Raw genomic sequence first — 19,884 nt, 5'->3', positions numbered from 1 at the left:
AGGGAACCAGGTGGCTCCGATACGGCGAACACTACGCCTGATGCGGCGTGAGCAGCGCAAACGCCGATAGTGGAACGCGCCGTGCGACTGACGCGTCCTACCCCACAAGGGGGTGGGAACGATGACGTTCGTCGTCGCTGATGTGGGGGCCATGCGGGCCGCGAGTCGAAGTGTCCTCGGCGAGGCTGAGCAGATCGGTGTGCTGCCGCGCGGTGTGAACGCTCTACCCGGTGCCTCGACCGCGGCCGCACTGGCCCGGGCCGAGGCACGAGCGGTGTCGGCGCTGAACGATCTTGTCGCGGGTTTCTCCGCGACGGCGCGATCGCTGGACATTGCTGCCGTGGGTTACGCCGATGCGGACTCGGCTAATGCCGCACGGCTGGAGGGGATCCTGCGTGGAGGTCGCTGAGCTCGCGCCGCACCGAGAAGTGGTGGCGTCATGGGATCCCGGCAGCGTGCGGATCGACGCAGCGTGGATCGGCGACGGAGCGTCGGTTCTGGAATCTCGCGCAACGGCGATCGACCGCAGCCGTGTAGATCTGCGCGAGGCGTGGCAGGGTGCGGCCGGCGATGCTGCGGTAGGTCGTCTCGGACGTGATTGTGCTGCAGCGCAACGCCGGACGACTCAGCTGCGTGCGCTCGAGCGCGCAATTAGCGACGGTGCTTCTGCCATCGCCGTTGCTCGCGAGGCACTCCTCGACGCTGTCGTCGTGGCCGAGGCGGACGGTTGCCTCGTCGCACCGGACTGGTCGGTGGTCAGCACCGCTGACAACGGTGCCGCCCACGCGGCGGACATCGCTGCGCATGTACAGGCACTGATCGACGCGGACGAGTCGGCGGCGCGATCCATCGACGACGCGTCCGCTGCACTTCTCGACGGCGAACCACGCCACTTCGTCCCCCTCGCGATCGGCCTGGCCTGGGCGGTGGAAGCGGCCGTGCACGCGATGATCGCGGCCGGTGTGCTGTCCGTCGGCGCGATGGCCTTCGCACTGGTCGACCGGTTCGGCATGGATGCGTGGGATGCAATCCACGACGCGCTGCCGGACAGCTTCTTCCAGGATGCGGGGCCGGTCGATGCGGCGGGTGTCGAGAAGGTTCTCGCGGATGAGACCGAGCAAGGTAGGCAGCGTGCGGTGAGGCAGGTGGATTCCGGTGATGACGTGAGGACGTTATTCGACGACCTTGCGCAGGAGGGCCAGGCCGCCAGCACCGGAGGAAACGAGAAAATACTGGAGCGCTATGTATTACCGGACGGCACAATGATTCAGCTCCGGGTCGGTAGCAAGTCAGGTGGACCCGTGATCGACATCCAAAGACCAGGAGGCGGCGACGTGATCAAGGTGCATGTGCGATGAAGGTCGAGACCGGGATCGAGTTTCGACTACTTCTGGATTTGGACGACGATTGGACGTCGCTGTGGAGCTTTGTCGCAAAGGTGCGCGCGTTTCGAGGATGGCACACCCCGCTCGACGAAGTGGCTGATGTCATCCGCTGGTTCGCCGACTCGGGGTTGATGACATTCGGTGCCCTCGCAGACAACGACACTGGTTGGGAAGAGTGGACGGCCGACACCGACGAGTCGATGAGGCGGATCGCCGAGGGGCATGGCAAAAGCGACGGTTACCTGGCCGCAGAGCAAGACCTCGACCTGATGGGCTGCGAAGTCTTTCGCGGAAGCATCACGGAGAAGGGTGAGCGTCGGCTCGCGGAGCTCGAGGTCCAGGGCATGACATGGGACAACACGATCGGTCAGTTCGAGACCCGTAGCGGACTGCTGTGAGATCCGGTGCAGAAGCAGTCGCTGAGCGAACAGTTCTGCACCGCATCGGCAGTCGGTTGATCGCGGACGTTCGCCCCCGCAATGTGTGTGTGGACGAATGATCAAGGCGGATGAGCGATGAACGACGAACAACTCGAGTTCAACCTGTTGGTCCAGTTGGACGACGACTGGATCACGTTCTGGGAATTCATGTATTACACGATCCAGTCCATGGGGCCGTCGACGACGTCGGAGCAGACGGCAGTCGTCATCAGGTCGCTTGTCGAGTCGGGGTTGATGACACTCGGCGCCCTAGCGGCCAACGAGGTCGGGTGGGAGGAATGGGACGTCGATCTGGATGAGGCCATGCGCCGCATCGCAGAGGGGCATGCAGGTGAGGTCGGCTACCTGACGGCGCCGGATCGAACGGCACTGACGATTTCCGAGGTCGTTCGGGCGTGCATCACAGAGAAGGGCGAGCGGCGCCTCGCCGAACTCGAAGCGCGCGGGTTCACGTTCGAAGGTCCCAGCGGATTGGTGTGAGATCCGGTGCAGAAATCATCGCTGGCCGAAGATTTCTGCACCGGAGTCGTCGCGACGGTGCGCTCACCCGTGCAATCCGCGGCTCCGCGCACCTTCCGGCGCGTCGGGAGGTGTCGTACAGTTTTCCCATGGCTCGTGACGCCGACCTCGAGGACAGGGTTCGCGCTGCGTTGTCCGCCAGGTCCACCGTGACCGAGAAAGCGATGTTCGGCGGGCTGGCGTTCATGGTCGACGGGAAGATGGTCGTATCCGTCGGCAACGGCGGCGGAGCATTGCTGGTGCGGGTACCGCGCGATCGCGATGACGACTACGTCGGACGCCCGGGAGCTCGCCGCGCTCAGATGGGCGCGGGCAGGTCGATGGGACAGGGGTGGATTTCCGTGAACGCGGCAGCTCTGGAGTTCGACGACGACCTGCGGGTCTGGATCGACGCCGCAACCTCCTCAACTCCCGCACCACCCGCGGCGAGCCGCACAACGGATCCTGTGCAGTAATCCGCGGACAGCGCGGATCACTGCACACGATCACCGCGTCGGCAAGTACTCCACCAACTCGAACGAGTTCCGCACCACCCGCCGCAGGTCGGCGAGACCGCCGCTCACCACACCGGCCGCCCGGGCCTGCACCAGCACGTTGCCCAGGGCGGATCCCTCGACCGGTCCCGCGACTACCGGCAAACCGGTGGTATCGGCAGTGAGTTGGCACAGCAGCGCGTTCTGCGAACCGCCTCCGACGATGTGCACCACCTCGACGTCGATGCCTGCGAGCTCTCCGGCCAGACGCACCGAGCGAGCGTAGGCCGCCGCGAGGCTGTCCACGATGCAGCGCACGAATTCCGCAGGAGTCGTCGGAACCGGCACCCCGGCCGCGAGGCACTCGGCGGCAATTCGCGCCGGCATGTCGCCTGGTGGCAGGAACACCGGGAGGTCGGGATCGATGACCGACGACGCGGGCAGACCGGCAGCCTCGACGAGCAGTGCGCCGAGCGACAGCTCGAGACCATCACGCTCCCACTGCCGCAACGACTCCTGCACCAGCCACATACCCATGACGTTGCGGAGCAGTCGCACGGTGCCGTCGACACCGGCCTCGTTGGTGAACCCCCCGTCTCGGGCCGCAGACGTCACCACAGGCTCCTGCGTCTCGACTCCCACCAGCGACCAGGTGCCCGACGCGATGTACGCGAAGTTCGGTGTCGCAGCCGGGATCGCCACGATGGCCGACGCGGTGTCGTGCGTGCCGACTGCAACGACCGACGACTCGGTGCCCACCACGGCGGCGACGTCGGCGGTGAGCGGTCCGATGGGCATCCCTGGAGCGACGAGCTCAGGGAACAGGTCGGCCTTCAGGCCCAGCGAGGCGATCGAGGAGCGGTCCCATGCGCGGGTATGTGGGTCGAGGAGCCCGGTTGTCGACGCATTGGTCACCTCGCCTCGAGCGACGCCGGTGAGCCAGTACGCCAACAGGTCCGGGACCATGAGCAGGCGCCTGGCGACGCTCAGAGTATCGGGCGACTCGGCCAGCAACTGGTACACCGTGTTGAACGGCAGCGAAGCAATACCGCTGCGAGAGAACAGGTCCTCGTGCTCGCCATCGGTGCGGGAGTCGCGGTAGTGGAACGGGATGCCGAGCATGCGCCCGTCGGCATCGAGAAGGGCGTAATCGACCGCCCACGTGTCGATGCCGACGGACGTCAACGGCTCGCCGTCCAACCGGTCGACCAGCGACCGCAATCCGTCGAGCACACCCTGATACAGCGCGAGGATGTTCCAGTGCAGCGATCCACCGAGACGCACAGGCCGGTTCTCGAACCGCGCGATCTCCGTCAGATCCACCCGACCGTCGACCACGCGCCCCAGCATCACACGACCGCTCGACGCCCCCAGATCTACCGCCGCGAATGCCCCCATCAGCGCAGGAACGCGGCCGCGACACCCGCATCGACCGGGATGTGCAACCCGGTCGTGTGGGTCAGTTCTCCACCGGTCAAGGCGAACACCGCGTTGGCGACGTGCTCGGGCAGCACCTCGCGCTTGAGCAGCGTGCGCTGCGCGTAGTACTCGCCCAGCTTCTCCTCCTCGACGCCGTAGACCGCGGCACGCTTGGCGCCCCAGCCGCCCGCGAAGATGCCCGAACCGCGGACCACGCCGTCGGGGTTGATGCCGTTGACGCGAATGCCGTGGTCACCTAGCTCGGCGGCGAGTAGCCGAACCTGATGTGCCTGATCGGCTTTCGTCGCCGAGTACGCGATGTTGTTGGGTCCGGCGAACACCGAGTTCTTCGACGAGATGTAGACGATGTCGCCGCCCAGGCCCTGCTCGATCATGATGCGAGCCGCCTCGCGGGAGACGAGGAAGGATCCGCGTGCCATGACGTCGTGCTGCAGATCCCAGTCCTTGACGGTGGTCTCGAGCAGCGGCTTGGAGATGGACAGTCCGGCGTTGTTGACGACGAGGTCCACTCCACCGAAGGCCAGCACGGCGTCGGCGAACCCGGCGGCGATCTGTCCTTCGTCGGTGACGTCGGCGGCGATGCCCACGGCCACGTCGGTGCCACCGATCTCGGCAGCGGCAGCGGCAGCTTTCGCGGCGTCGAGGTCGGCGATCACGACGCACGCACCCTCGGCTGCCAGACGCTGCGCGATTGCCTTGCCGATGCCCGACGCGGCGCCGGTCACCAGTGCGATCCGGGTGGCCAGCGGCTTGGGTGCGGGCATCCGGGCGAGCTTCGCCTCTTCGAGTGCCCAGTACTCGATGCGGAACTTCTCGCGCTCGTCGATGGGGGCGTAGGTCGAGACGGATTCAGCACCGCGCATCACGTTGATGGCGTTGATGTAGAACTCGCCGGCGACGCGGGCGGTCTGCTTGTTGGCTCCGAAGGAGAACATGCCGACGCCGGGGATCAGCACGATGGCGGGATCAGCGCCGCGCATGGCGGGACTGTCGGCCTCGGCGTGCTCCGAGTAGTAGCGGGCGTAGTCCTCGCGGTACGCGACGTGGAGCTCACGGAGTCGAGCCGACACGTCCTCCAACGATGCAGTCGTCGGGAGGTCGAGCACCATCGGGCGCACCTTGGTGCGCAGGAAGTGGTCGGGGCACGACGTCCCGAGTGCGGCGAGGCGCGGATGCTCGGACGAGGCGAGGAAGTCGAGGACGACGTCGCTGTCGTCGATGTGGCCCACCTGCGGGCGGTCGGTCGACGCGAGCCCGCGGATCAGCGGGAACAGGGCCGCGGCGCGGGTGCGTCGATCGTCCTCCGGCAGTGCCTCGAAACCCGTCAGCGGGGATCCGAAGGGCTCCGAGCGACCGTTGTCGGCAAGGAACTGCTCGGCGGTCCGAATGATCTCGAGAGACCGCTCCTCGCTCTCGGAGCTGGTCGCACCCCATGCGGTGATCCCGTGTCCACCGAGGATGCACCCGATCGCTTGCGGGTTCTTCTCGGCGATCTCGGCGATGTCCAGGCCGAGCTGGAAGCCCGGGCGACGCCACGGCACCCACACCACACGGTCGCCGAAGCACTTGCGGGTCAGCTCTTCCCCGTCGGCCGCGGTCGCGAGTGCGATGCCCGAGTCGGGGTGCAGATGGTCGACGTGAGCCGCCTCGACCAGTCCGTGCATCGCGGTGTCGATGGACGGTGCGGCGCCGCCCTTGCCGTGCAGGCAGTAGTCGAAGGCGGCGACCATCTCGTCTTCGCGGTCGACGCCGGGGTATACGTCCTTCAGGGCGCGGACGCGGTCGAGTCGCAACGCGGCGAGCCCGGCGGGCTTCAGCGTGCCCAGGTCACCGCCGGATCCCTTGACCCACAGCAGTTCCACGTCCTCACCGGTGACCGGGTCGGTCTCGGTTCCCTTCGCGGAGGTGTTGCCGCCCGCGTAGTTGGTGTTGCGCGCATCGGCGCCGAGTCTGTTGGACCGGGCGATCAGATCGTCGATCGTCGTCACAGTGGTTCTCCTGAGTAGGTCTAGACGCTGGTGTAGGAAATGCCGAGCAGCTCTGCTGCGGCCTTGATGTCCTTGGCGCGGTGCCCGACGCACAGTGCCCAGTGGTGGCCGGTGCCGGTGGCACTCCACTCGTCCGTCCACTCGCCGGGATCGCGCCCGAAATCGACGCGGGACGTGGTGTTGCCGATCTGCAGCAGAGGCCCGGGGACAACGGTGCCCTCGGAGGTGATGAACGTGAACGAGCCGTCACGGTTCTGTCCGATGGCGAAGGTCGTCACGGGCCCGGGCTGTACGTCGAACTCGACGCTGACGCCGTATCCACGCTTCCCGTGATAGACGCCGAGGCCGCGGAGCAGAGGCTCGCCGGCCGACACCTGGAGGTGGGCGGGCCCGTCGTGCCCCATCTCGACGACACCGTCTCGGAAGTTCAGTGCCTGAAGCTCGGTGAAAGACCCACCGGCGCCCAGGCGGTCCGCGATCAGCATGGCGACGGCGGTGCGGATGTCGTATTCGCCGGCCAACGGAATTCCGCGGGCTGTGAGCAGCGAGGCGCCCAGAATCATGCCGGCGCCGAGACGTTCGTGCAGTTCGCCGTCGAGTCCGCGGTGGTAGTACGCCATGGCGTCGAGTCCGAAGTCGTCCACGAGGGCATCGAGGCCGACCGATACGCGAGCGCCCCACGCGAAGTCGTCGTTCACGACGGAGTCGTCGAGGTGGAAGACGCTGCGCGCGAGTTCGAGTCGCTCGTCCACCTGTGCGTCGGTGACGCTCTGGACACGCACCCGCAGGTCGTCGAATTCCAGTACCTCGACGTGGGCGCCGAACTGCGACGACAGCAGGGTCATGTCGGTCGAGATGTCCAGCATGCCCGGATACAGATGCCCCATCAGGCCGAGCCGGGAGTGTCGCAGCGCAGCGCGCGCCGACGCGGCTCCCACCCATGCCTCGATGCGGGACCACGCGTTCTCGTCGTGGAGATAGCCCGAGACGGAGCGGAAGTCGATACCGCTGCGACGGAACACGTTCGCCACCTCGGGGAGCGGGCACTGACCGCAGTACGCGAGCCATTCGCCGGTGCCCGTGGTGGCGTGGTCCATGGCCTCGGTGGGTTGCAGATCGATCAACAACACCGGGGCATCGACTCGTTGCGCGATGGGCAGCACCATCGACGACGTGAGATACGTCGTCAGGAATACGACGACGAGGTCGCAATCGGCAACTCGCAACTTCTCGGCCGCAGAGGCAGATTCCGTTGCATCGGAGACGAAGCCGGCATCGACCACGACGCAGTCCTGCTTCTCGAACCGCTCGGTGACGTAGCGAGCGGACTGCTGCAACGTCTCCAGGAGACCGGGGAACTGTGGCCAGTAAGCACCCAGTCCGCCCGACACCAGACCCAGGCGAGTCTTCCTCGGAACCGTCCGCTCCAGGCCCATCAGGCTCCCCAGCTCGCTTGCTGTCCGCCGACGCGCTCGGCTTCGACGCGTTCCATGTACCCGGAGCGGGCGAAGGCGGCGACGGGGTCACGGTCGATGCCGCGGGACTCCCGCAGATCACCGAGCAGCCCCCGGACATCGGTGTTGTAGGCGTCCATGAGTACCGCGTGGGCACCGAGGATGTCGCCGTCGATCTGCGCCTTCTCGAGAGCCGACGCATCGATGAGCAACGCTTTCGCGGTGGCTTCCTGCACGTTCATGATCGAGCGGATCTGGCCGGGGATCTTCGGCTCGATGTTGTGGCACTGGTCGAGCATGAAGTTGATGCCGGACGAGGGGAGGTGGGCATCGGAGGCGACGATCTCGTGCATGATGCGGAACAGCTGGAACGGGTCCGCGGCACCGACGATGAGGTCGTCGTCGGCGTAGTTGCGGGAGTTGAAGTCGAAGGCGCCCAGCTTGTTCTGTCGGATGAGCTGCGTGACGATGAATTCGATGTTGGTGCCCGGCGCGTGGTGCCCGGTGTCGAGGACCACCTTCGCCTTGTCTCCGAGGGCGAGGCAGTGCAGCAGCGACGTGCCCCAGTCCGGGATGTCGGTCGTGTAGAAGTACGGCTCGAAGAACTTGTATTCGATGAGCAGTGTGTGGTCGTCGTCGAGGCCGGCGTAGATCTCCTGCAGCGACTCGGCGAGGCGGTCCTGGCGCGCACGGATGGAGTCCTGCCCGGCGTAGTTGGTGCCGTCGGGGAGCCACAGCTTGAGGGTCTTCGAGCCGGTTGCACGCATGACGTCTACGCACTCGAGGTGGTGGGCAACGGCCTTGGCGCGAATCCGTTTGTCGGCGTTGGTCAGTGACCCGAGCTTGTAGTCGTCGTCCTGGAAGACGTTCGAATTCACGGCTCCCAGTGCGACGCCGTTCTCGGCGGCGAAGGAGGCGAGCGCGGAGTAGTCGTCGACCTTGTCCCACGGAATGTGCAGCGAGACGCGGGGAGCTGCGCCGGTGACGCGGTTGACCTCGGCGGCGTCGGCGACCTTCTCGAACGGGGTGCGGGGCACGCCGGCGGTGGAGAAGACCTTGAAGCGGGTTCCGGAGTTTCCGTAGGCCCAGCTGGGCACCTCGATACCGAAGTCGGCGAGGGCCGAGATGTCCTGAACTGCTGTGGTGCTCATGATGGGTGACCTTCGCGGAGTTGAGTCTCGAGGTGGAAGAGTTCGCGCAGCAGCACGAATCCTTCGTCGGGGGTGGCAGACCCGAGGCCCGTGAAGAACGGAGCCATCTGGGCCTGCCACCGTGCGTTGACGTCGGTACTGCTCATCGCTGCCTGCGCCGCCCCCAGGTCCGGGCTTTCGACGTAGCCGACGATCAGGCCGTCGTCACGGATGTGCAGGGAATAGTTGTTCCAGCCGTTGGCTTTCAGTGCTTCGAGCATCTCGGGCCACACCTCGGCGTGACGACGGGAGTACTCGGGAACCGATTCCGGCCTGAGCTGCAGCGTGAAGCAGTACCGGTCCATGTCAGAAGTTGTACTGGTCGATATTGGCGGAGTCGAAGACCGTGGGCGGTCCGAGGACTAGTTCGCCGTCGACACCGATGGTGTATTCGCCGAGCTCGCCCGCGGTGAACTTCTCACCTTCGGCGCCGGTGATCTGACCGGACGACAGGGCTGCACCGGCGTAGGCGGCGAGGTAGCCGATGTCGGTGGGATCCCACAGCGCGAACTGCTTCACGGTGCCGTTCTTGACGTACTCACGCATCTGGTTCGGCGTGCCGAGTCCGGTGAGGACGATCTTGTCCTTGTACGACGAGCCCGAGATGTAGCGGGCGGCAGCGGAAATGCCGACGGTAGTGGGGGAGACGATGGCCTTCAGGTCCGGGTAGGTCTGCAGCAGACCCTGGGTCTCCTGGAAGGACTTCTGGTCGTCGTCGTTGCCGTACACAGTGGTGACGAGCTCGATGTCCTTGTACTCCGGGTTCGACGCGAGCTGCTCCTTCAGCACCTCGATCCACGCATTCTGGTTGGTGGCGTTGGGAGTTGCGGACAGGATGGCGATCTTGCCGGATCCGCCGATCTGGTCGCTGGTCATCTTCGCCAGCGATTCGCCGACGCCTTCGGTAGTGGCCTGGTTGATGAACAGGTCGCGGCAGCTCTTGTCGGCGTCGGAGTCGAAGGTGACGACCTTGACGCCGGCGTCACGCGCCTGGTTCAGCGAGGGGCACACCGCGTTGGGGTCGTTCGCAGCGATCGCGATGACGTTCTGGTTCTGCTGGATCAGGGTATTGATGTAGGACACCTGCGACGATGCGCTGGCGTCGTTGGGGCCGACGAGCTTGTACTCGCCACCGAACTCGCCGACTGCCTTCTCGCCACCGGCGACCTCGATGTCGGAGTACGGGTTGTTGAGCTGCTTGGGCAGGAAGCCGATCTTGAGGCCGTCCTGGATCTCGGCGTCGGGGTTGGCGGTGCCGGTGACGCGGCTTCCGCTGTCGGAGGACTCGGAGGCCGACTCCTGCGTCGTGCCACCGCAGGCGGTGAGGACGAGAGACAGGGCGGCGATGCCGGCCAGCGGCGCCAGAGCGAGGCGCCGGGAGGTGCGGGACATGGTGGACCTTTCGGGAAGGGGGTGGATCAGAGTCGTGCGACGGCTTTGCGACGGTCCGAGGAGGTGCGGACTGCCTTGATGAGGTTGGGCAGGAGGACGGCGACGATGAGCAGGACGCCGGTGACGACGGTGAGTGCTTCGTTGGAGATGTCCTCGAGACGCAGTGCGTTCTGCAGTGCCGCGAGGAGGACGACGGCGGCGAGAACGCCGACGAGCCGGCCCTTGCCTCCGAAGATCGAGACGCCACCGAGAAGGACTGCGGCGACGACGGACAGTTCGAGGCCGGCACCGTTGTCGGCACGAGCACTCGAGTAGCGCAGGCTCCACAGGACACCGGCCAGGGCGGCGACCGCTCCGGCGACGACGTAGAGCCAGAACTTGATGCGGTTGCCGTTGATGCCGGCGAACTTCGCGGCTGTGGCACTGGCGCCGGTGGCGTAGATGTTGCGGCCGAGCGAGGTGAACTGCAGGACCGCGCCGAACACTACCGCGAGGATGACCAGTGGCACAGCGAGATTGGGAACCGACGAGTCACCCAGTGTGCCGGTGACCCACGAGGTGTAAGCACGCGGGAAGTTGGACACGGCCGTGTCACCCAACAGGACGAAGGCGAGTCCGCGGAAGAGCGCGAGCGTGCCGATCGTGACGGCGAGGGACGGCAGACCGAGCGTGGCGACGAGGAATCCGTTGAGCGCGCCGAGCAGTGCGCCGAGCAGGATGCACATCGGGACGATGGCCTCGATGGTGAAGCCGTTGTTCCACATCCAACCCATTGCCCCGCCGCTCAGACCGAGAGTGCTGGCGACGGAGAGGTCGATCTCGCCGGTGACGATGATCAGCGTCATCGGCAGGGCGATGAGGAAGATCGGCGCGAGGTCGAGTACCAGGAACGTGAAATTGGTGGCGCTGCCGAAGTCGGGGTTCATCACCGACGCACCGAGCACGACGACGATGGTCAGGAAGATGACTGCGGTGTCCCAGCTGGCCAGCAGCTCCCGGATGCGACTGCCCTGCTGCACGGTCGGTGCGGGGGCGTCGGGACGGGTGGCGAGATCACTCGACATGAGCGCTCCTCTTCCGAAGTTGCTGGGCGGCACGCACGGCCGCGATGCGATCCGCCGCGATGGCGATGAGGATGAGCGCGCCGACGATCGCCTGCTGCCAGAACTGATCGATCTGCAGGACCGGGAGCGAGCTGTTGATGGTGGTCAGCAGCAGGGCGCCGAGGGCGGCTCCCCACACGGTGCCGACACCGCCGACGACGGCTACGCCGCCGACGACGCAGGCCGCGATGACGTTGAGTTCGTAGCCGGTGCCGGCTGCCGCGTCGACGGTGCCGAAGCGGGCGGCGAACATGACTCCGGCGATACCGGCCATGGCGCCGGAGAAGGCGAAGGCCCCCAGCGTTCGCTTGCCGACGGAGATGCCGGCGAGTTCGGCGGCGTGACCGTTGGACCCGATGGCGTAGAGGTCGCGGCCGCTGCGGTATCGGCCGAGGTAGATGCCCGCACCCACGAGTGCGATGACGGCGACGATCACCAGGACGGGGAGTCCGAGAACGCTGGCCGTGCCGAGATCGAGGAAGGAGCCGGGCATCTCGTCGGCGGTGATCTGCTCGCCGCCCGCCCAGAAGAAGGCGATGCCGCGGAAGATGTACATGGTGCCGAGCGTGACCACCAGGGCGGGAACGCCGCCGTAGCGGACGAGTAGCGCGTTGAAGACTCCGCACAGCGTGCCGACGACGATGCCCGCGAGGATGCCGAGCACGATCGGCGAGCCGGCCTTCATGACCGATCCCGCGGCGAACGCGGAGAGGCCCAGCACCGAACCGACGGAGAGGTCGATGTTCTTGGTGATCATGACGACGGTCTGACCGACGGCCAGCACGGCGATGATCGACGCGGCGAGCAGCAGGTCGCGGATGCTCTGACCGGACAGGAACGAGCTGTTGGTCGCCGCGGTCACAGCGATGAGGACGACGAGCGCGCCGAGGATGCCCAACGAGCGCATTCTCAGGATCTTCTCGACCAGCGAGCTCCCGTCCTTGGTGACAGGCTTGAGCGGGTCGGCCGCCGGGGCGGTCTGGGTGGTGACGGTCATGCTGCGGACTCCGATCCCATGGCGGCGAACATGACCGATTCCTCGGTGGCATGATCGCGATCGATCTCCGCGGCGATGCGGCCTTCGCGCATGACGAGCACGCGGTCGGCCATACCGAGGACCTCCGGCAGTTCCGAGGAGATCATGACGACGGCGACTCCTTCGCTGGCGAGACGCGAGATGATCTTGTGGACTTCGGCTTTGGTGCCGACGTCGATGCCGCGGGTGGGCTCGTCGACGATGAGAACGATCGGGTCGGTGGCGAGCCACTTGGCCAGCACCACCTTCTGCTGGTTGCCGCCGGACAGGGTGCCGACAGGGTCGGTGATGCGCGAGAACTTGGTCTGCAGTTTCTTCGTCCATTCCTGGGCCGAGCGGCGCTCGCCACCACCGACGAGGAACCCGAAGCGCGACAACGCCTGTGAGCGCGTGAGCGTCGCATTGCGCTCGATCGACATCTCGGGGATGAGGCCCTGCTGGCGACGGTCCTCGGGTACAAGGGCGATGCCGGCGCGCATGGCGGCCTTGGGATTGCCCGGCTTGAGCTCCTTGCCGCGGACCTTCACGCTGCCGGAGTCACGAGGGTCGACTCCGAACACGGCCTGCATGACCTCGGAGCGTCCGGCGCCGACCAGGCCGGCGAGCGCCACGATCTCACCGGCACGCACCTGGAAGCTGACGTCGGTGAACACCCCGGCACGCGTGAGGTTCTCGACCTCGAGGATGACGGCACCGGGCACGACGTCGAGCTTGGGAAACAGGGCGCCGAGTTCGCGGCCGACCATCTGCTTGATCAGGTCGTCGACGGTGAGTCCGGCCAGGGGTGCGGTCGAGATGTGCTTGCCGTCGCGCATGACGGTGACGCGCTGGCAGAGGTCGAAGATCTCTTCGAAGCGGTGCGAGATGAACAGCACGGCAGCTCCGTCGGCGCACAGGGAGCGAGCGACCTTGAAGAGGCGGGCGACCTCGTTACCCGACAGCGCGGCGGTGGGCTCGTCCATGACAATGACGGACGCCTTGGTGGACAGCGCTTTGGCGATCTCGACGAGCTGCTGGTCGGCGATGGACAGTCCGCTGGCGAGCCGGTTCGGATCCATCGGAACACCTAAGCGAGTGAACAGGGCTTCGGCGGCGGTGTTCATGGCGCCGCGGTCGATCATCCGGCCGCGCGAGGTGGGCTGGGCACCGATGTAGATGTTCTCGGCGATAGTCAGGTCCGGGAACAGCGTCGGCTCCTGGTAGATGACGGCGATGCCCTCGGCCTTCGCGGCGGCGGGGGAGTCGAGCGTGATCGGGGTGCTGCCCGCGAGCAGCGTGCCGGTGTCCGGCTTGTGCACACCGGCCAGCATCTTGACGATGGTGGACTTGCCGGCACCGTTCTCGCCCACGAGTGCGTGCGCTTCACCGCCGTAGAGCGGAAAGGACACCCCGGAGACGGCGGCGACGCTTCCGAACGACTTGGTGACGTCACGGACTTCGAGCAGGGGAACTGCGGTGGGCGTCGTCGCACTGGGGACGCTCATGGATGGGACCTCCGTCGGACCGAACCGGCTCGAATTGAATCGGTTCATTCAGCCCCGTGAACATAGAAGTGACGGGGGCCACTGGTCAACCCCGTGACCCGGATCACGACAGAGCGTTACCGAACCGTGATGTACCGAGCTTTGAGCAGCAACGATGAGGATCGGCCACGAACTGACGCCCCGTGGCTCGGCTCGGTGGGTTCGAGAACGCCGTTCGGTTGCGTCATCGTCGGTAAACCGATTCAATGGCGACGGTAACGGCATCGAAGGGGGGCGATCGTGGCAGCGAGCATGCGGGAGGTCGCCGCTCTCGCGGGAGTGTCCATGGGCACCATCAGCAATGTCCTGAACAAGCCCGACATGGTCTCCGCCGCCACCCGTGAGCGCGTCGAGGCGGCCATCGCGCAGCTCGGATTCGTGCGTAACGACGCGGCCCGCCAGCTTCGAGCCGGCCAGTCCCGCATGCTTGCCGTCGTGGTCCTCGACGCCCGGAACCCGTTCTTCCTCGACGTGGCAGCCGGTGCCGAATCCGTCGCGGACGTGAACGATCTGTTGACCGTGATCGTCGGCAGCGGCGAGTCCGAGGAGCGCGAGAACCGTCAGCTTCGCCTGCTCATGGAGCAGCGCGTGCAGGGCATCCTGCTCAGTCCCGTGGGCGAGAACGTGCCGATGCTCGACAACCTCGACCGCCAGGGCACCCCGGTGGTGTTGCTCGATCGCGGGTCGCACGCCCCCGGCAGATCGTCGGTCGCGGTCGACGACGTTCTCGGAGGGCGTTTGGCTGCGCGGCATCTCATGGATCTGGGACACCGCACCCTGGTCTACGTCGGCGGCCCGGACAGCATTCGGCAGGTGCGCGACCGCCGCTCCGGCGCCCTCACGGCTGTCGCCGAGTCGGCCAGCACCCGCATGTCGACGGTGTGGTCGACGTCGTTGTCCATCGAGGCCGGTGCACGAGCCGCCGCTCAGATCTTCGACATGACCGACGCCCCGCCGACCGGGGTCGTGTGCGCGAACGACCTGCTGGCGCTGGGGGTGCTGCAGGAATGTGTGCACCGCGGCGTGCGTGTGCCGGAAGACCTGGCCATCGTCGGGTACGACGACATCGACTACGCCGCGGGTGCAGCAGTTCCCCTCACGTCCATCTCGCAGCCGCGGGCCGAATTAGGCAGGGCTGCAGCCGAACTACTGCTCGAGCAGGTCTCGGCGTCGGGCGCTCACGAGTTCCGGCAGCTCACCTTCGAGCCGTCGTTGGTGGTGCGAGGGTCGACCGATCAGGCGTGGCGCGCGCGCTGATCCATCGAGCGTTCACCTTCCCGGCTTAGCGTGGGGGTCATGGCGATGCGACGAGTGCTGCTGACCGTCTCGATGTGTATGGCGCTGGCGGCCTGCTCCACGCAGGAGACCGAGAACGCGCAGCCGCTCGACGGCTTCGACCTCCAGGCGCACCGCGGCGGCCTCGGGCTGGTCACCGAGAGCACGCTCGCCTCGTTCACCAACGCCCTCGAGCTCGGCGTCACCACACTCGAGATGGACGCGCAGATCACCGAGGACGGCATCGCCGTCGTCACGCACGACCGGAAGGTGTCGGACGCGAAGTGCCGTGACACCCGGCCTGCGACCGACGGCGATCCCGAGCTTCCCTACGTCGGGAAGTACGTGAACACCCTGACGCTGGCGCAGGTGCGAACCCTCAATTGCGGTGTGGCGCAGCTCGACGGCTACCCGGAACAGCGAGTGGCGACAGATGCCGGAATTCCGACCCTCGACGAGGTGCTCGCGCTGGTGAACTCGTACGACTCCACGGTGCAGCTGAACATCGAGACCAAGGTGGAAGCGGCAGCGCCCACCGAGACGGCGCCCCGTGGGCAGTTCGCCGACGTGGTGCTCGCCTCGGTCGGAGCGGCGGGACTGCTCGATCGCACCACCATCCAGAGTTTCGACTGGGGCGCTCTCCTCGCGGTGAAAGCAGTCGACCCGTCGGTGCGCCTGGTCGCGCTCACGGAGCCAGACTTCCTCGAAGTCGGGGAACCCGGAGCGTCCCCATGGCTGGGTGGTCTCGACATCGATGACTTCGACGGTGATCCTGTGGCGGCGGTGCAGTCGTTCGGCGCCCACGCCCTCTCGCCCGTCCAGGGCACCCCGCAGAAGGGAGTGGTGGGCGACCCGGGCTTCGAGTTCTACGTGACACCCAAGATGGTGGCGTCAGCGCATTCCGCCGGGGTCCGTGTCGTGCCGTGGACGGTGGACGATCCCGCAACCATGGCGGCCCTGATGGACATGGGTGTCGACGGCATCATCACCGACTACCCCGACCGCCTGCGCGACGTGATGGGGGAGCGGGGGATGGCGCTGCCGGAGCCGGCCACGGTGCGCTGAGCTAGTCGAGCCGCATCAATCCGTAGAACCCCTCGATGTGCTCGCGCGCCAGGGTGGCGGCCTTCGCGCCGTGGCCTTGGCGCAACGCGTCGACGATGCCGCGGTGCTCGCACCGGAGGTTCACGGCGACGGCCGACCAGTCGTCGAGCATCGGAACGGCGTCCATGACGTAGCCGTGGATAGAGTCGCGGAGCGAGGTCATCATCGCCTCGATCAGCACGTTGCCGGCCAGCCCGGCAAACCGTACGTGCAGCTCGGCGTCGAGGCGGTGGAACTGGTCGGGTTCCAAGCTCTGGTCGTCCATTCGGTCCAGTAGCTCGTCGATGGCACTGAGGTCGGGGGTGCGCGTCGCGGCTTCGCGTAGCGCCCACGACTCGAGCAGCACGCGCGTCTGCACCACGTCGGCGATGGGCAGGAACTGCGTGGCCATGTGCAGCCGCAGTGCCGAGCCAATGGACGTGGCGGGATCGGCCACGACGATCGCGCCCGCATCGGGACCGGACCCGACCGACGTCTTCACCACGCCCATTGCCTCCAGCACCCGGATGGCCTCACGAACCGAGCTCCGGCCGACGCCCAGTTCCTCCGCGAGTGCGCGCTCGGCCGGCAGTCGATCGCCGACACGGAGTCGTGCCGCCGCCAAGTCCTGTTCGATGCGATGGAGAACCACCTCGTGTGCGCGCATTGTCGGAGAATAGCTGGTGTGGTCCGACCACAGGGGTTACTGTGGTCAGACCACACGCTCTGGAGGCTCCATGCGGATAGCCCTGTTCGCCACCTGTCTGGCGGACGCACTCTTCCCCGAGTCAGCGAAAGCGACTGTCTCACTGCTCGAACGGCTCGGTCACACCGTCGTCTTCCCGTCGGATCAGACGTGCTGCGGCCAGATGCACGTCAACACCGGCTACCTCAAGGAGGCCGCACCCTTGGTGCGTCACCATGTCGAGGTCTTCGAGAAGTCGTCGTGGGACGTCGCCGTCGCACCATCCGGTTCCTGTGTCGGATCGGTCCGTCACCAGCACGCGATGGTCGCCCGCCGCGCCGGTGACGAGGACCTGGCCACGCGCGCCGAGATCATCGCCGGACGCACCTACGAGCTGTCCGAACTGCTCGTCGACGTCCTCGGTGTCACCGACGTCGGCGCCTACTACCCGCACCGCGTCACCTACCACCCCACATGTCATTCGCTGAGAATGCTGCGCGTCGGCGACAAGCCCCTCGAACTGCTGCGCAACGTGCGCGGCATGACGCTGGTCGAACTGCCCCAGGCCGAGTCGTGCTGCGGCTTCGGCGGAACGTTCGCGTTGAAGAATTCGGAGACCTCGACGGCGATGTTGTCGGACAAGATGGCCAACGTCCTCTCCACCGGTGCCGAGGTGTGCAGCGCCGGAGATTCCTCGTGCCTCATGCACATCGGTGGTGGACTGTCCCGTCTGCGCACCGGCGTCAAAACTGTTCACCTGGCCGAGATCCTGGCATCGACGGAGGCACGATGACAACGTTCCTGGGCTCGCCCGGCATCGGCAATATTCGCGGCGAGGAGAGCTTCCCGAAGGCAGCCAAGCGCGCTCTGCAGGACACTCAGATGCGGCGCAACGTCGGGGCCGCGACCAAGACCATTCGTGAGAAGCGGCTGGGAGCTGTTGCGGAGTGCGATGACTGGGAGGAACTGCGCCTCGCCGGGAGTGCCCTCAAGACCGACGTGATGTCGAGGCTGCCCGAGCTCCTCGAACAGCTCGAAGCCAACGTCACCGCCCGCGGGGGGGTGGTGCACTGGGCACGCGACGCCGACGAGGCCAACCGCATCATCACCGACCTGGTCAAAGCCACGTGCAGTGACGAGGTGGTCAAGGTTAAGTCCATGGCCACCCAGGAGACCGGCCTGAACGAGTACCTCGAAGCCGAGGGCATCGCCGCGATCGAGACCGACCTGGCCGAGCTCATCGTCCAGCTGGGTGACGACAAGCCCAGTCACATCCTGGTTCCCGCAATTCACCGCAACCGGGCGGAGATTCGCGAAATCTTCCTGCGTCGCATGCCCGGTGTCGACGCTGCCATCACCGATGAGCCGCGCGAACTGGCCATGGCGGCACGGGAGCACCTACGACGGAAGTTCCTGTCGGCGAAGGTGGCCATCAGTGGCGCAAACTTCGGTGTCGCCGAGACGGGGACGCTCGCCGTCGTCGAGTCCGAAGGCAACGGGCGCATGTGTCTGACGCTGCCCGACACCCTCATCACACTGATGGGCATCGAGAAGCTGGTCCCGACCTTCGCGGACCTCGAAGTATTCATGCAGCTGCTTCCCCGCTCGTCCACGGCCGAGCGGATGAACCCGTACACCTCCATGTGGACCGGGGTGCACGAGGGCGACGGTCCGCAGAACTTCCACCTGGTGCTCATCGACAACGGCAGAACCAACGTGCTTGCCGACGAGGTGGGCCGCGCCGCCCTCAACTGCATCCGGTGCAGCGCATGCTTGAACGTGTGCCCGGTCTACGAGCGGACCGGTGGGCACGCGTACGGGTCGGTGTATCCGGGCCCGATCGGTGCGATCCTCTCCCCGCAGCTCACGGGTACTACCGGCCACGACGATCCCAATGCCTCACTGCCGTATGCGTCGTCACTGTGCGGGGCATGTTTCGACGCGTGCCCGGTGCGTATCAATATCCCGGAAATTCTGGTGCACCTTCGGGCGGAGCAGGTCGACTCCGAACGCGGCGGCATCCCCGGCGCGCAGGAGATCGCGATGCGGGCGGCGGGGTGGACGATGAACTCGCCGAAGCGATTTGGGATGGCCGAGAAGGCTGCGGGAGTCGGACGCCTGCTGGCCGGGAAGAAGGGCCACATCGAGTCGCTTCCGTTCCCCGGATCGTTGTGGACCACCAGCCGTAACATGCCGGCCCCTCCGAAGGAAACGTTCCGCCAGTGGTGGGCACGAACGCACGAGGACGAATCATGAATGCGAAGTCGGAAATACTCGAGCGCATTCGTGCCGCAACCGCAGGTGGGGTTGCCGGCGTCGATGTTCCGCGGGACTACGACCGAGCGGCTCTGGTCGGGCCGGGGAACGTCGATCGCTTCGCTGAAACGATCGATGACTACCGGGCACAGGTTTACCGGATCTCCGAGGCGGAGATCGCCGGCACGGTGGCGTCGTTGCTCGGTGATGGTCGAGCGGTCGTACCCGCCGATCTGCCCTCTGCTTGGGTTGACGGCATAGCGGTGGTTCCGGACGAGGGCCTGTCGATCGACCAACTCGATGCTCTCGACGCGGTGATCACCGGCTGCGCGGTGGGGATCGCGGCAACAGGAACGATCGTGCTCGATGCGTCTGTCGCCCAGGGTCGTAGAGCTTTGACACTGGTGCCCGACCATCACATCTGCATCGTCCGCGCCGACCAGGTGGTGGACACGGTGCCGCAGGCCTTCGCGGTGCTGGACGCCACTCGGCCGCTGACCTTCATCAGCGGTCCGAGTGCGACTAGTGACATCGAGCTGAACAGGGTGGAGGGTGTCCACGGGCCTCGGCGGTTGGATGTGCTGATCGTCGAGTGAGGGCAGTTAGTCGAGCACTGAAAATCAAATCGGCCCGCTTACACTG

20 protein-coding genes are annotated in these 19,884 nt (G+C 66.4%); 10 read left to right on the top strand and 10 right to left on the bottom strand.

From position 1 onward, the window contains the following. The first annotated feature begins 121 nt into the window (after positions 1 to 121). The 5 genes from RU01_RS06800 (at position 122) to RU01_RS06780 (ending at position 2,799) form a co-directional block, all read left to right on the top strand. Positions 122 to 409 carry a hypothetical protein gene (locus RU01_RS06800; RefSeq protein WP_156148822.1) on the top strand — a complete coding sequence of 96 codons (288 nt, stop codon included), beginning with the start codon at positions 122 to 124 and terminating at the stop codon, positions 407 to 409. After that, a complete protein-coding gene (locus RU01_RS06795) occupies positions 396 to 1,358 on the top strand; it encodes a hypothetical protein (protein ID WP_042573782.1) in 963 nt (320 codons plus the stop codon). Before RU01_RS06800 ends, RU01_RS06795 begins: the two co-directional genes overlap by 14 nt. Further along, a complete protein-coding gene (locus RU01_RS06790; protein WP_042573781.1) occupies positions 1,355 to 1,783 on the top strand; it encodes a hypothetical protein in 429 nt (142 codons plus the stop codon). The genes RU01_RS06795 and RU01_RS06790 overlap by 4 nt, the downstream gene beginning before the upstream one ends. Before the next feature lie 117 nt (positions 1,784 to 1,900). Next, the gene (locus RU01_RS06785) at positions 1,901 to 2,305 is read left to right on the top strand and encodes a hypothetical protein (protein ID WP_042573780.1); all 405 of its coding nucleotides are present in this window, start codon (positions 1,901 to 1,903) and stop codon (positions 2,303 to 2,305) included. Between the two features lie 128 nt (positions 2,306 to 2,433). Next, entirely contained in the window at positions 2,434 to 2,799 is a 366-nt protein-coding gene (locus RU01_RS06780; RefSeq protein WP_042573829.1) for a TfoX/Sxy family protein, read from the top strand. 30 nt (positions 2,800 to 2,829) lie between these two features. Here the strand turns inward: RU01_RS06780 and RU01_RS06775 are convergent, their stop codons facing one another. From RU01_RS06775 to RU01_RS06735, 9 genes are read right to left on the bottom strand one after another with little or no spacing between them, the layout of a single operon-like run. Then, positions 2,830 to 4,215 carry a rhamnulokinase gene (locus RU01_RS06775; protein ID WP_042573779.1) on the bottom strand — a complete coding sequence of 462 codons (1,386 nt, stop codon included), beginning with the start codon at positions 4,213 to 4,215 and terminating at the stop codon, positions 2,830 to 2,832. Continuing rightward, positions 4,215 to 6,245: a bifunctional rhamnulose-1-phosphate aldolase/short-chain dehydrogenase gene (locus tag RU01_RS06770; RefSeq protein ID WP_042573778.1), complete on the bottom strand. Its 2,031-nt coding sequence runs from the start codon at positions 6,243 to 6,245 to the stop codon at positions 4,215 to 4,217. The genes RU01_RS06775 and RU01_RS06770 overlap by 1 nt, the downstream gene beginning before the upstream one ends. Before the next feature lie 20 nt (positions 6,246 to 6,265). After that, a complete protein-coding gene (locus tag RU01_RS06765) occupies positions 6,266 to 7,681 on the bottom strand; it encodes an L-fucose/L-arabinose isomerase family protein (protein WP_042573777.1) in 1,416 nt (471 codons plus the stop codon). Continuing rightward, entirely contained in the window at positions 7,681 to 8,850 is a 1,170-nt protein-coding gene (gene rhaI / locus RU01_RS06760; RefSeq protein WP_042573776.1) for an L-rhamnose isomerase, read from the bottom strand. Before rhaI ends, RU01_RS06765 begins: the two co-directional genes overlap by 1 nt. Then, entirely contained in the window at positions 8,847 to 9,194 is a 348-nt protein-coding gene (locus RU01_RS06755) for an L-rhamnose mutarotase (protein ID WP_042573775.1), read from the bottom strand. The genes rhaI and RU01_RS06755 overlap by 4 nt, the downstream gene beginning before the upstream one ends. A gap of 1 nt (position 9,195) precedes the next feature. Continuing rightward, positions 9,196 to 10,281, bottom strand: coding sequence for a rhamnose ABC transporter substrate-binding protein (rhaS, locus tag RU01_RS06750; protein ID WP_042573774.1), 1,086 nt, complete (start codon positions 10,279 to 10,281; stop codon positions 9,196 to 9,198). A gap of 26 nt (positions 10,282 to 10,307) precedes the next feature. Then, positions 10,308 to 11,345: an ABC transporter permease gene (locus RU01_RS06745; protein ID WP_042573773.1), complete on the bottom strand. Its 1,038-nt coding sequence runs from the start codon at positions 11,343 to 11,345 to the stop codon at positions 10,308 to 10,310. Further along, a complete protein-coding gene (locus RU01_RS06740; RefSeq protein ID WP_042573772.1) occupies positions 11,335 to 12,381 on the bottom strand; it encodes an ABC transporter permease in 1,047 nt (348 codons plus the stop codon). The genes RU01_RS06745 and RU01_RS06740 overlap by 11 nt, the downstream gene beginning before the upstream one ends. Further along, on the bottom strand, positions 12,378 to 13,904 hold the full coding sequence (locus RU01_RS06735) for a sugar ABC transporter ATP-binding protein (protein ID WP_042573771.1): 1,527 nt from the start codon (positions 13,902 to 13,904) through the stop codon (positions 12,378 to 12,380). Before RU01_RS06735 ends, RU01_RS06740 begins: the two co-directional genes overlap by 4 nt. A 279-nt stretch (positions 13,905 to 14,183) precedes the next feature. Here RU01_RS06735 and RU01_RS06730 point away from each other — a divergent pair, with 279 nt between their 5' ends. Together RU01_RS06730 and RU01_RS06725 are read left to right on the top strand one after the other, a co-directional pair. After that, positions 14,184 to 15,200 (top strand): LacI family DNA-binding transcriptional regulator, encoded by a 1,017-nt coding sequence (locus RU01_RS06730; protein WP_042573770.1) that lies wholly within the window; start codon positions 14,184 to 14,186, stop codon positions 15,198 to 15,200. A gap of 39 nt (positions 15,201 to 15,239) precedes the next feature. Continuing rightward, positions 15,240 to 16,283 carry a glycerophosphodiester phosphodiesterase family protein gene (locus RU01_RS06725; protein WP_231568621.1) on the top strand — a complete coding sequence of 348 codons (1,044 nt, stop codon included), beginning with the start codon at positions 15,240 to 15,242 and terminating at the stop codon, positions 16,281 to 16,283. A gap of 1 nt (position 16,284) precedes the next feature. Here RU01_RS06725 and RU01_RS06720 read toward each other — a convergent pair whose 3' ends face one another. Beyond that, positions 16,285 to 16,968: a FadR/GntR family transcriptional regulator gene (locus RU01_RS06720; RefSeq protein WP_042573769.1), complete on the bottom strand. Its 684-nt coding sequence runs from the start codon at positions 16,966 to 16,968 to the stop codon at positions 16,285 to 16,287. Positions 16,969 to 17,038: 70 nt separating this feature from the next. Between RU01_RS06720 and RU01_RS06715 the strand changes: the two genes are divergently transcribed. The 3 genes from RU01_RS06715 to RU01_RS06705 are packed head-to-tail and all read left to right on the top strand — an operon-like array spanning position 17,039 to position 19,838. Next, entirely contained in the window at positions 17,039 to 17,779 is a 741-nt protein-coding gene (locus tag RU01_RS06715; RefSeq protein WP_042573768.1) for a (Fe-S)-binding protein, read from the top strand. Continuing rightward, a complete protein-coding gene (locus RU01_RS06710; protein ID WP_042573767.1) occupies positions 17,776 to 19,242 on the top strand; it encodes a LutB/LldF family L-lactate oxidation iron-sulfur protein in 1,467 nt (488 codons plus the stop codon). Before RU01_RS06715 ends, RU01_RS06710 begins: the two co-directional genes overlap by 4 nt. Continuing rightward, complete coding sequence (locus tag RU01_RS06705) at positions 19,239 to 19,838, top strand: LutC/YkgG family protein (protein WP_042573766.1); 600 nt, start codon at positions 19,239 to 19,241, stop codon at positions 19,836 to 19,838. Before RU01_RS06710 ends, RU01_RS06705 begins: the two co-directional genes overlap by 4 nt. Positions 19,839 to 19,884 lie beyond the last annotated feature (46 nt).

Source organism: Rhodococcus sp. MEB064 (assembly GCF_000834565.1).
In the GTDB taxonomy this organism is placed as follows: domain Bacteria; phylum Actinomycetota; class Actinomycetes; order Mycobacteriales; family Mycobacteriaceae; genus Rhodococcoides.
This window is presented reverse-complemented; position numbering and strand designations above follow the sequence as displayed.